General features: G+C 62.6%; 9 protein-coding genes. 3 read left to right on the top strand and 6 right to left on the bottom strand.

The window, feature by feature from the left end; all coding sequences use genetic code 11:
• Positions 1-219: 219 nt before the first annotated feature.
• Both KTAU_RS21330 and KTAU_RS21335 read left to right on the top strand, forming a co-directional pair.
• Positions 220-1,359, top strand: a complete 1,140-nt coding sequence (locus tag KTAU_RS21330) for an amidohydrolase family protein (RefSeq protein WP_069805569.1) — start codon at positions 220-222, stop codon at positions 1,357-1,359.
• Between the two features lie 77 nt (positions 1,360-1,436).
• The gene (locus KTAU_RS21335) at positions 1,437-1,913 is read left to right on the top strand and encodes an NUDIX domain-containing protein (protein ID WP_151730256.1); all 477 of its coding nucleotides are present in this window, start codon (positions 1,437-1,439) and stop codon (positions 1,911-1,913) included.
• Positions 1,914-2,004: 91 nt separating this feature from the next.
• On the opposite strand, the gene KTAU_RS21340 is transcribed toward KTAU_RS21335, so the two are convergent.
• Both KTAU_RS21340 and KTAU_RS21345 read right to left on the bottom strand, forming a co-directional pair.
• A complete protein-coding gene (locus KTAU_RS21340) occupies positions 2,005-4,041 on the bottom strand; it encodes a beta-galactosidase (protein ID WP_228026581.1) in 2,037 nt (678 codons plus the stop codon).
• A gap of 6 nt (positions 4,042-4,047) precedes the next feature.
• On the bottom strand, positions 4,048-5,010 hold the full coding sequence (locus KTAU_RS21345) for a thiamine pyrophosphate-dependent dehydrogenase E1 component subunit alpha (protein ID WP_151730257.1): 963 nt from the start codon (positions 5,008-5,010) through the stop codon (positions 4,048-4,050).
• A gap of 377 nt (positions 5,011-5,387) precedes the next feature.
• Here KTAU_RS21345 and KTAU_RS21350 point away from each other — a divergent pair, with 377 nt between their 5' ends.
• Positions 5,388-7,484, top strand: a complete 2,097-nt coding sequence (locus tag KTAU_RS21350; protein ID WP_170293484.1) for an alpha-ketoacid dehydrogenase subunit alpha/beta — start codon at positions 5,388-5,390, stop codon at positions 7,482-7,484.
• A gap of 461 nt (positions 7,485-7,945) precedes the next feature.
• Here KTAU_RS21350 and KTAU_RS21355 read toward each other — a convergent pair whose 3' ends face one another.
• From KTAU_RS21355 to KTAU_RS21745, 4 genes are all read right to left on the bottom strand, one after another.
• The gene (locus KTAU_RS21355) at positions 7,946-8,476 is read right to left on the bottom strand and encodes a hypothetical protein (RefSeq protein WP_151730259.1); all 531 of its coding nucleotides are present in this window, start codon (positions 8,474-8,476) and stop codon (positions 7,946-7,948) included.
• Positions 8,473-9,363, bottom strand: coding sequence for a class I SAM-dependent methyltransferase (locus KTAU_RS21360; protein WP_069805562.1), 891 nt, complete (start codon positions 9,361-9,363; stop codon positions 8,473-8,475). The genes KTAU_RS21355 and KTAU_RS21360 overlap by 4 nt, the downstream gene beginning before the upstream one ends.
• Entirely contained in the window at positions 9,360-9,569 is a 210-nt protein-coding gene (locus KTAU_RS21365) for a hypothetical protein (protein WP_151730260.1), read from the bottom strand. The genes KTAU_RS21360 and KTAU_RS21365 overlap by 4 nt, the downstream gene beginning before the upstream one ends.
• Positions 9,570-9,964: 395 nt before the next feature.
• Positions 9,965-11,648, bottom strand: a 1,684-nt coding sequence (locus KTAU_RS21745; RefSeq protein ID WP_170293485.1) for a bacterial transcriptional activator domain-containing protein, incomplete at its 5' end; no start/stop codon positions are given.

The raw sequence follows: 11,648 nt of genomic DNA on the forward strand, positions 1-11,648 counted from the left end.
TGCTGGTCGAGCGAGTGGTCAGAGCAGGGACGGCGTGGTCGGGCGCCAACAAGACCAGCTTGCCGACAAGCCCGCTCGGCCCGCTCGCGGGTGCGCCTCATCGTGCAGGGGTGCTGCTCGCGGGCGGGCGCTGGCCCGGTAGGGCTTGATTGTTGACCCCTGGGGCTGCTATCATGAGCGGGACGACCTCAGTTCATATGATAGCGCGCGAGGGTTACCATGCTCGATCTCAGCGATATACCGCTCGTTGATAATCACTGCCATCCGGTCTTGCTCGATCAGCAAATGGATCTGGTACGTTTCCGCAGCTATTTTACTGAAGCCGCTGATCCCAGCTTTGCCCAGCGTCATGTAGGCGAGTCGGTCTACTACCTCTGGCTGGTGCGCCAGGCGACGGCCTTCTATGGCTGTTCGGCGAGCGAAGAGGAGCTGATCGCAGCTCGCAATGCTCTGGAGAGCGATGCCCTGCTAGCGCGCCTCTTGCAAGCGGCGAATTTTGCCGCCCTGGTCATCGACACGGGCTTCCCTGAAGGCCCGCATGTCTATTCCCCGGAGCGGATGGGCGCCTTGGGTCACTGTCGCGCAGCCAGGCTCTTCCGCCTGGAGCCGCTCATGCAGCGCCTCGTCATGGCCTATAGCGACTTCGATGAGATGGTTGCTCACTATGAGCAGGAGGTGAGCACCATCCGCGAGCGCGGCTACTGCGGCTTCAAAAGCATTGCGGCCTATCGCACGGGCCTCAATATTCTGGAGTGGACCAAGGATGAGGCAGTGGCAGCCTTCGCTCAGGCGCGAGCCGAGGGGTTGCGTCAGGGCACGCTGCGCATCAATCATAAGCCGTTGCTCGACTACTTGCTCCATATTGCGTTTCACTATGCCTCTCAGCAAAGACTGCCGGTGCAGTTCCATACAGGCTATGGCGATAGTGATACGAATCTCCTGCTGGGTAACCCGCTACATCTGCGCAACATTATGGAGCGCGGTGATTATCGTGGGATGGCTATTGTCTTGCTGCATGAAAGCTATCCCTATGTTCAATTAGGCGCCTATCTGGCGGCAATCTATCCCCATGTCTATTTCGATCTTTCGTATTGTATTCCCTTTGTCGATCGGCTGGAAATGCTGGCCTTTACGCGCCAGGCCCTTGGAGTAGCCCCTGCCAGCAAACTTGTCTACAGCTCTGATGGCGTTCATCTGCCAGAAATGCACTGGGCAGCCGCCCTGCGCGGACGCGCCATTCTGGCCCAGGTTCTCCAGGAGATGATCGATGCGGAAGAGCTAGACTACGAGCAGGCCCGGCATATGGCCCAGCTCATTCTGCACGATAATGCCTGGCGGCTCTATGGCCTCAGCGACTGAGCCAGAGCGGAAAAGAGGCTGGAGATCGGATGATGGTATGGGCACAGGCCACGCACGCTCACTCAGGGAGGAAAGGAATGCAGAACGCCGAGATCGGGGCAGAGGCGCTGGCGGGTGGCTCTGCCCGCTTCCGTGTGGGGGTCTTTGCTCTCATTTTCGATGACGAGGGACGAGTTTTGCTCGTGCATCGCAACGATATCGATTGGTGGAACCTTCCCGGGGGAGGGATGGAGCTGGGGGAGACGGTCGACGAGGCGGTACAGCGTGAGGTGCGCGAGGAGACCGGCCTTGAGGTAGTTGTCGAGCGGCTGGTGGGCGTCTACTCCAAGCCCCAGAAGCAGGAAGTGGTTTTGACCTTCCGCTGTCGCGTCGTAGGTGGCGCGCTCACTCCTACCGAAGAGGCGCGCGACTGTCGCTATTTCCCGCCCCAGGACCTGCCGGCGAACACTCTGCCCAAACATCGGCAGCGCATCGAGGACGCGCTGCTCAACCAGGCCGAGGCCGTGCTGCGGGCCCAGCGCAGCAGCACCGCCGAGGATCAGGGATTGACCTAGGGCACAAGAGCGCGGCGCGGCGGCAGCAGGGAGGGCGAGAGCCAGGGGGCAGAGGCCAGACCCTGATGAGCGAGACCGCGCGCCGGGCTGGCTAGCTTTCCTCCTGCAGGACCGCTACGTCATATGGGGCCAGGCGCACCTGTCCGCTGAGCGTTTCTCCCTGGGGCAGCCGTCGGAAATGGCCATCGGGCAGGGAGAGCGTGACCTCCTGCTGGTTATGGTTCAAAAGGAAGTAGATGTTGCGTGCATCTGGGGTCAGGCGGCGCGAGACCTCGACGCCGGGAGGGGCCTCCAGCAAGGGGGTCAGGCCCGCCTCCTGGCAAAGCCGGGTCAGGAGCCGTTGCCGAAAAGCCTCTTCTGGCTGAGTTGCCAGGTAGTAGGCGCGGCCCTGGCCAAAGTGGTGAACGGTCAGCGCGGGGCCGCCGGCATAGTAGTCGCTGGCGAAATGCCCGAGGGCCTGGGCGCCTTCCAGCTCCAGCACCTCGCCCCACAGACTGCAGGCGTAGCGTCCCTGCAGTGGACCCTCTTCGATGACCAGCGTGTTCCTCATCTCCGCGGTCCAGGGATCGAACTCGGCCACACGCAGGCCCAGCAAACGCCGCAGTTCAGCCGGATAGCCGCCGGTCACCACGCGGTCGTTGGCATCGACGATGCCGCTAAAGAAGGTCGTCAGCAAGATTCCGCCTTCCGCTACGAACATCTCCAGCTTCTGGGCCAGGCCTGGACGCAGCAGATAGAGCAAGGGGGCGATCAAGAGCCGGTAGCCTTGCCAGTTGCTCTCTGGTGAGACCACCGCTACGGGGATATTCGCGGCGTAGAGCGGCTGATGGTAGGCCAGGAGCAGATCCCAGTAGCGAAGGCGATCGCTGGGGCCTGGCTGATATTCCACAGCCCACCAGTTTTCCCAGTCCATCAGCAAGGCCGCCTGAGCCGGTAGGCGGCTGCCGGCGACGATGGGGGCGAGCTGCTTGAGTTCGGCGCCGATCGCTTCGACCTCGCGGAAGATGCGTGCGCGCTCGCTGCCATCGTGGGAGACGATGGCACTGTGGAACTTCTCCGCGCCAGCGCGCGACTGGCGCCACTGGAAGTAGAGGACGCCATTGGCGCCGCGTGCCACGGCCTGCAGGCTTTGCAGGCGCAGCTCGCCAGGGCGGCGCTGGGGATTCTGCGGGCGCCAGTTGACGGGACCAGGGGCCTGCTCCATCACCAGATGTGGCTGACCGCTCTTGAGCGAACGCATCAGGTCATGGACGAAAGCCACCTCGTTGGGTGGTGTGGTGCGTGCTGGATAGTTATCGAAGGCGATCACATCCAGGTGGGGAGCCCAGGCGAAATAGTCCAGCGGCTTAAAAGCCCCCATCAGGTTAGTTGTCACCGGTACATGGGGCGTGATCTCGCGCAGAATGCGGGCCTCGTTCAAAAAGCATTCCAGCAAGGAGGAGGATATAAAGCGCTGGTAATCCAGGCAGAGGCTGGGAGAGGGCTGAGCTGGCGTCAGGCGTGGGGGGAGGATTTCCTCCCAGTGGTAATAGCGCTGGCCCCAGAAGGTGGTCCCCCAGGCTTCATTGAGGGCCTCCAGCGAGCCGTAGCGCTGCTGGAGCCAGGAGCGGAAAGCCTCGGCACAGTTATCGCAGTAGCAGGCCGGGACGTGGCAGCCGTATTCATTGTTGACGTGCCAGAGGCGCAGCGCGGGATGCTTGCGGTAGCGCAGGGCCAGCTGACGGACCAGCTCAGCGGCCTCGCGGCGGTAGTTTCTGCTGTTGGGGCAGAAGTGCTGCCGTGAGCCGTGGGAGAAGCGCAGGCCCTCGCGGGTCACCGGCAGGATGTCGGGATAGTGGCGACTCATCCAGGGAGGAGGGGCGGCGGTGGCCGTGCCCAGATCGGCGGCGATGCCGTGCTCGGCCAGCAGATCCATCACGCGGTCGAGCTGCGAGAAATCGTACTGATCCAGGGCTGGCTCAAGCAAGGCCCAGGAGAAAATATTGATCGAGACCATATTAAGGCCCGCCAGCTTCATTAAGCGCATATCCTCTGGCCAGAGCGAGGCGGGCCACTGCTCGGGGTTGTAGTCGGCCCCGTAGAGCAGAGTTTCAAAGAGCGCGCTAGGACGGCTATTCTGGCGTGGCAAGGCGTATCATCCTCCTTCGCGGTCGCGGCGCTGGGGTGCGGGATTGGCGGGCTGGCTCTCAGCCGACTCGCTCAGGTGACTGTCGCGCAGTGCATCCTCTAGGGCCTGCTCAACCTCGGCGCGCAGGCGAGCTGTCAGCTGAGCATGCCATACCTCGTCCCAGGCTCCGCTGTTCTCTAGCAGGCGCCGGCAATGGGAAAGCGGATCACACTCGGCCTCAGCCTGCTCGGGGGAGCCGCGCGTCACCAGCATCTCCAGCAGGATCGGCCCCTGGCCGGTGCGAGCCAGCTCCAGCGCCTCGCTTGTGAAAGCGTAGACCTCGCGGATATCGCTGCCGTCGACGCAGCGATAGGTGAGGCCGGAGGGGAGGCGGGCGGGGGAGAGGCGGAAAACCTGGGCGTCGAGTGAGCAATCCTGCTCGCAGATGAAGAGGACAGGCAGGCGTTGCTGGGCGGCAAAGGTGAGTCCTTCCAGGAAATCCGGCTCGGCGGTGGCGCCGTCGCCGCAGTAGGCGATTGCCACGGCTGAGCTTTTACGCAGCTTGCAGGCGAAGGCGATGCCTGCGGCGTGCAGAATCTGGGTCGCCACGGGGACGGGGCCGCTAATCATATTGTGTTTATGATAGCCCCAGTGCTGGATCGGGCGATGGAGGCGTTGGTCGGGGTCGGTCAGGCTGCCTGGCCAGCCCTGCAGGTAGGTGCGGAAGATCTCGTAGGGAGTCATCCCGAGAGTGAGGACGACCCCCAGGTCGCGGTAGTAGGGCAGGGTAAAGTCGAAGCTCGGGCGAATGCAGGCGGCGCTGCCAACCTGGGCCGCCTCGTGGCCGCGACAGCTGGCCACGAAGCCAATGCGCCCACTCTGGTGGAGTTGCCAACAGTAGCCGTCAACCAGGCGCGTCAGTAACATGCGCTGATAGAGGTCGCGTAGCTGCGTCGTGGATAGTGAAGGCTGAGTAGTCGCTAGCTCCACGTCGACACCACCAGATGCGTTTTCATACGATTCACGCCTTGATCTTCTTTTGCAGGGTCGTAGAAGGAAGCCGGTGCATCGCCAGATGCACTGCTCATTATACGCCCTCGTCGCGCGGGCTAGCAATAGCGCGGCCAGAGAAGGGGAGGATCAAAGGGGGCCGGGCCGGCCTGCTGAGGGCTATCAGCCGATTAGCAGACGAGCGAAGGAGAGGCTAGGCTGCTGCCTGTTTTGCCCACTCTGGCCTATTTTTCAGGTTTGGCTTGTGGCTCCAGTGGTTGCTTTTCGCAAAAGTCGATTCTATAATGCCAGTGAAAAAAACCCTGGACAATGGAGCCGGGTCGAGATGTCAGCGTAGACGATTGGAGGCAGTAGCAATGACTCTGGAAGTGCAGGCAGCGGAATCCAAAACGGGCGCGCGGCCTGAAGATCCCGTTGCGCTTTACCGCACCATGCTGATGGCGCGCAGCATCAACGAGCTGCTGAAAGTGCGCAAGACGCAAGGGAAGTTTCCCTTCTATATTGGGTGCGGTGGGCACGAGAGCATGGCCGCCGTAGTAGCTGCCGTTGATCCGCAAGACTGGCTCTCCCTCTACTATCGTGACCTGGCGGCATGGCTGCAGCGGACGGGCGACATTTATGGTCCGCTGCGGGAAGCCTACTCGCGCACGACGGGACCGATGTGTGCCGGTCGCAATATGCCCTCGCACTACAGCAGCCGACGCCATCGCATTCTGCCGACCTTCAGCGAGGTGGCGGCGCTGGCCCCCTTTGCCGGCGGGGTAGCCTTCTCGCTCAAGCGGCACGGGAGCAAGGAGATCGTGGTCTTCACGACCGGCGATGGCGGCGTGGCGACCAATGATTTCAATGTGCTCTTCCGCCAGGCCTCAGTGCATCGCCTGCCGATCCTCATGATTGTCGAAGATAACGGGTGGGCGATTACGACCGAGTCTTCGATTCAGTGGGCTGGCTCGCTGGTCGAGTGGGCGCGCGCTGCCGGAATCTATGCCGAGGAGGTCGACGGCACAAACGCGATTCCGGTCTTTGAGGCGACAGCGCGCCTGGCTGAGTATGTGCGCTCGGGGCAAGGCCCGGCCTTGATGCATCTGAAGCTCGGCCTGCTCGATCCTCACTCCAGCAGTACGGATATCTATTCGTACCGCAAGCGGGAGGAGGTCGAGTTTACCAAGGCGACCAAAGATCCGGTGGCTAACTATGGTCGCTGGCTGGTGGAGCACGGCTATCTGCAGGAGGCTGATCTTGAGCGCCTGCGCCGTGAGGTACGAGCCGAGCTGCAACAGGCCGAGGAGCGTGTGCTGCAGGAGCCGGAACCGACGCCCGAGCGAGTCCTGCAGCATGTGATCTATGTCCCGCAGTGGCAGGAGAATACGCCACGTGGTGCTAAACGCCCGACAACGATGTTGGGCGCGATTAATGAGGCGCTGGCTGAGCTGGCGCAGCGCGACCCTGATTTCTTCGTCTATGGTCAGGATGTGGGGAGTCCAAAAGGGGGCGTTTTCGGCGCCACTGCCTCGCTGGTTACGCATTTCCCTGGGAGAGCCATCAGTAGCCCCCTCAATGAGCAGTTGATCATTGGAGTCGCCGCCGGGGCGGCCATGACTGACGGGCGCGCGCGCTGTGCCGAGATTCAGTTTGTGGATTATCATCAGTCAGCGGCGCAGACGATTCGCCTGGCGGCGCGTATCTCCTACCAGAACTTTGGCGATTGGCGGGTGCCGTTGCTGATCCGCACGAAGTCGGGCAGTGGAGGAGGCGGTCCCATTTCGAGTAGTGCCGCTGGTGGTGGGGCCTTTGGTCATTCGAATGCGGGCGAGCAGTGGTTTACGAATGTGCCGGGGATGATCACGCTCTGCCCGGCGACGCCGTTCGATGCCAAAGGGCTGCTCTTGGAGGCGGCGCGCTCGCAGTCGCCGGTGGTTTTTCTGGAGCGTGGGCGTCTCTATCGCTCGGAGCCGCCGAAGGATCGCCACGGGCGCCCGATTGAGGCGATGGCCCAGTACTGGCAGGTGCCCGAGGGCTATTATACGCTGCCGATCGGCAAGGCCCGCCGGCTGCGCCTGGGCGAGGGAACGCCGCAGGTGGCGATCGTGAGCTGGGGGACGATGGTGCTGGAAGCCTGTATTGCTGCTTCCAGTGTGATCGAGCGGCATGGCGGGGCTATCGAGATTGTGGATCTACGGACACTGATGCCGTTCGATGAGGAGGCGCTGCGGGCGGCGGTGCGCGAGGCGAATCGGGTGGTGGTGGTGACGGAAGAGCCGGATCTGACGAGCTTCGCGCGCCATGTGCATTCATGGATTGTAGAGCATTGTTTCTATGATCTGGATGCGACGCCGCGCCTGATCTCGGCCCTGCCGGCGCCGGCGGCCCCCTATAACGAGCCGGAGGAGACGGCTTACTATCCTTCGGCCAGCACCATTGAGCGCTGCCTGGAGGAGTTGCTGGTCGAGTAGGAGGAGAGACGGGGCGCGCGCCGGCAGACTGGCGTGAGCCTGATGCTGACCGGCAGGGATCAGGCGCTTCGCTCTCGCTAGAGGGCAAGGTGAGCCGGAACGAGGAGCTATCTGCTCACGAGGGCCTCGGCTTGGGTTGAGGCTCGTTGAGGCTCGTACGTGGCGGGTAGCTCCTTTGTTGTGACGCTGGCTCGACGCCTGCCTGGGGCAGCCATGAAAAGGGAGAAGGCGTTATCCCAGGGGCAGAGGGTCAGGCTGAGGAAGAGGCCAGGGTTCTGGGTGGAGGCTGCTTGAATTGCTTGCAGCTGATAGGGCTTGGCGTCATCTCCATCGCTGCCAGCAAGCGTCAGGTGAAAGCCTGGTAGCTGTGGATGTTGTCAGACTGTATGGCTCTCCTAAAGTATACCCCCTTTACGATCATCCAGCACCCTGGCCCACGCACGAGGACCTCGCTCGGCGGCTTAATTAAGGTGCTCGCGACGGGGATGGTCGCGCAAGGTGCGGGCAAGGTAGCGGATGAGCCGCTGACCAAGCTTCAGCTGCAGGGTAGCCGATTCGGGACTCACGCTATGCTGCACCTGCTGCAGCATGCGGTCTGTCAGGCTCAGCAGCCGGCGCAGGCGCGGGATCTCGCTGGTGTGGAAATAGATGGGTTGTTCGGGATCGCGCGCGATGGTTTCCTGGCAGCGGGCCTGGAGCAGGTCCAGGCCTTGTTGCAGCTCGACCAGGAGTTTGAGCAGGTGACGGTCGCCCTTGCCCAGGCGTCCGCTGGTGGACGTAGGAAAGCGTGGGTCGCGCTCCTCTTGCCAGTGCTGCCAGAGTTGTTGAGCGCGTGGCGAGAGGAGGGTGATGGTAAGGAGCTGGAGATCTTCGATGGTGCGCCCGGTCAAGGCCCACTCGAGTGGGCCGGGGATGAGCACGGGCGAGAGACCGGCCAGCAGGTTGTTTGTGGGACGCCTGGAGCGCTGACGACGGTGGCGATGGCGGCTCATGGCTTGCACCCCCAGACGGTCAGGAGGCCGCAGCAGGTGCGCTGGCGCTCCCATTCGGCGGGTAGGGCGCTCAAGGTCTCCTCGACCAGGCTCAGGGGAACCTGGTTGACGCTGGCCAGAATGGGGGCGACGCTCTGCAGGGAGGCGAGCAGGTCGCGGCGGAAGAGGGGAGCGCCGTAGGCTTTGCCGAAGAGGGGGGTCTCGTAGGCGCGGACGGTGGGATGGAGGCCAAGGGAGCGCAGCCAGTCGGGGATTTGGAGCGGTGCGGTCAGATGGAGGCCGCGACGGGCGGCCAGGGTTTCGAACCAGGCGCGGACGCGGGCCTGGTGTGGTCCCTCGTGGAAGACCTGGCCGGTGGCCTCGACGAATTCGAGCCAGCCACCTGGGGCGGTGACGCGCAGGAGGTCGCTGAGAACGCCGGGCCAGGCGGTGAGGGGGATGGCGGCGACGAGGAGGCGCTGATGGATGTAGTCGAAGGAGGCGTCAGGGAAGGGGAGGCCGCTGAGCAGGTCGGCCTGGACGGGCTGGCAGTGTGGCGGTAAGGGGGTGCGCAGGAGGGAGAGGTCTTTGTCGAGGGCGATGAGGCGAGCCTGGGGCCAGCAGCGGGCGGCCTCGCGGAGCCAGATGCCGCTGCCGGTACCGACGTCGAGGATGGCGCGCGGGTCGCGGACGGGAGCCAGGAAGTGGCTGCCAAGGAACTGGCGCAGGGCGAAGTGTTGCAGGTCGAGGCGGTCCTGTTCCTGGCGGGTGCGTGGCAGCACGTAGGTGTCGCCGGGACCGGTTGGGGTCAGGGCGCCGGGAGCTGCCGGAGGCGGCGCGGCTGAGTCTGCAGCGGTGGAGGGGTGAGGCGAGGCCTGCAAGAGGTGCCTGAGCCAGTGGCGGATCATGCGCAGGCCTCCTCTTGCTCGGGAGCGAGCAGACGGCGTAGTTGCTGGAACCAGTGTGGGGAGGGAAGCCGCGGCGAGAGGATCAGGAGCGGCTGGCCGAGGTCGGTGACCTGCTGCGGGAGCAGGCGCTGATGCTGACGGCAGCGCGGACAGGAATATGGGGATCGCTCATGCGCATCTGTTAATGGCTGGGGTGACGTAGCCATAGGTTGTATATCTCCTTTCCTTTCAAGCTTCTGGAACAGGATAGTCAAGGGAGGAAAGGAAGGCTCTCAGAAGCTGTTCGAACTTTTTCCAGAGGATGGGAGAGGTGAGAAAAATCTGTATGAAGGGTAAAAGTCTGAGGTGGGGGAGGCTTTTGGGTAGATAATGATAATTTTGTAGAAAGTATCTCAAAAGCATCGCCTTATTTAAGGCATAAAAAGCGGAGATTGCTGTTAACTTGGCAGAGGACATTGATATCTTCTAACAGCAATCTCCTGCGTGGCTGACGCCTGGCCTGAGTTCTCTCTCATGGAGAACAGTTCGGGCTGTATCCCTCCTCCTGTCGGCGGGAAGCAAAGGGGCCTCAAGAGCCAGTGAGGAATAGTCATCCTCCCTGCTAGAGGAGCACATCGGCCAATTCCAGCAGTCGCCTCTCATGTGGCCACAGTTGCCGTGCCTGTCGCCATGTATTGACTAGCTCCTGCTTGCGCTTTTGGCTAGGAAGCCTCTGGAGCCTGGTCGCCGTCTCCTGAACGGTGGCGTAGAAGCGTTCAAGGTCACCCTCGCCAAGTGCTGCTTGCGCGCGCAGGTGCCAAAGGACTAGTTGCAAACGATCGGGAATCTCATCGGCCTGATGAGAAGTCGTGAGAGGGATCAGGGTCTGTTCAACCTGCCGATAGTGCTCTTGACACATCTGGCATCGGGCCAGGGTGAGGCGAATCGAGGCGTCAAAGACGACTGGGAGCCAGCGGCTTTCATCCACCGCGAGGAAGGCAGGGAGGGACTCTTGTTCCTGTTCTTCTGGGCATAACTCTCGTGCCTGGCTCAATCGTTGGAGTGCCTCAGTTACTCGTCCTTGCACAGCCGCAGCCCGAGCCAGACCCAAAAGTGTTTTCGCCTGCAGTAGCGAGGGAACGGCCTCTGTGATCTGGCTGGCTGCTTCATAAGCGCGGACCATCTCACCCCACTGTCCCAGATGGAAGCTCGCGCTTGCTTGAAATGTTAGAGCCTTCACCTCCAGGGCAGGATTCCCTGCTAAGCGACTCAATATCACTGCTTCCTGACAAAGTTGCAAGCGGCGTTGCAATTGAAGACGATGGTGAGCCACCAGGCTGAGCTGTAACATCCCTTGCGTGGCGAGCGATGCCGCCTGACGCCGAAGAGGCGATGCGTCACCAGCCCAACTGCGCAATTGAGGCAGGAAGTTCCTCAGTGATTGCTCTACGGTATCGAGATCTCGTTGTTGGAGCAGGTGCCAGCAGGCTGTCACACTCGCTGCACATGCTAATAACAGCTCCTCGGAGGGCTGAAGACGCATGGAACGAAAGGCCGACTGCTGAGGTAGATCAAGCATGATCAGTGGCAGGCTGGCCAGCCCTAGCAAGACTTGACGACGCTCAAGCGCTGCTGGCTCTGTGGGTGGTTGTGCGCTTGGATTCGCCATAGTGATCAGCTCCCTATGAAAGAGCGCCTCGAATTCGTGGAGTGCTCTCTGCCCTGCGAAGGACCGCCAGCAGAAGATGAAAGCTGTCAGCCGCAAGAGAGCAGTGTGGTCCCAGGTGACTGCCACATCTTGAGGATGGGAGAGCAGCTCGCCCACTCCTGACGCAGTGCTCAGGGTGTGTTTCTGCTGCTGTTCCCCCTGGGAGATGTTCTTTGTCTGGGTCAAGCATACCATATCGGCGGGGGGCTTGACCAGCCGGAGCTGCTCCCAGGAGGGGAGGGTTTCGCCTTGCTGGGCAGCGAGGGCTTGCACCTCCTCGTAGCAGCGGCGGGCTTCCCGCTCCTGGCCGTGCTGCAGCAGCACGTGAAGCCACTCCCGCAGCGCCTCCTCATCGGCAGGATCTGCCTGAAGCAAGGCGCGGAAGTGCTCACTGGTCAGCCAGAGCCGTCCTTGCCGGGCGTAGATCTGGGCGAGCCAGCGGCGGCACTGGCGCAGCATGGCCTGACCGTGCAGGCGGGCCGCATGCACCCAGAGGCCGCCCTCCTCTTCCAGCAGCTCGCCGCGAGTCAGATAGCCGAGGGCCTGCTCCAGGAGAGGAAGAGCCGCCTCGGTGGTGCGGCCTCGCTGCTCGGCGGCG

Source organism: Thermogemmatispora aurantia, assembly GCF_008974285.1.
GTDB lineage: Bacteria > Chloroflexota > Ktedonobacteria > Ktedonobacterales > Ktedonobacteraceae > Thermogemmatispora > Thermogemmatispora aurantia.

Coding starts and splice junctions, on each gene's coding strand:
- KTAU_RS21330 (WP_069805569.1), top strand. CDS start 220: ATGCTCGATCTCAGCGATATACCGCTCGTTGATAATCACTGCCATCCG.
- KTAU_RS21335 (WP_151730256.1), top strand. CDS start 1,437: ATGCAGAACGCCGAGATCGGGGCAGAGGCGCTGGCGGGTGGCTCTGCC.
- KTAU_RS21350 (WP_170293484.1), top strand. CDS start 5,388: ATGACTCTGGAAGTGCAGGCAGCGGAATCCAAAACGGGCGCGCGGCCT.
- KTAU_RS21355 (WP_151730259.1), bottom strand. CDS start 8,476: ATGAGCCGCCATCGCCACCGTCGTCAGCGCTCCAGGCGTCCCACAAAC.
- KTAU_RS21360 (WP_069805562.1), bottom strand. CDS start 9,363: ATGATCCGCCACTGGCTCAGGCACCTCTTGCAGGCCTCGCCTCACCCC.
- KTAU_RS21365 (WP_151730260.1), bottom strand. CDS start 9,569: ATGGCTACGTCACCCCAGCCATTAACAGATGCGCATGAGCGATCCCCA.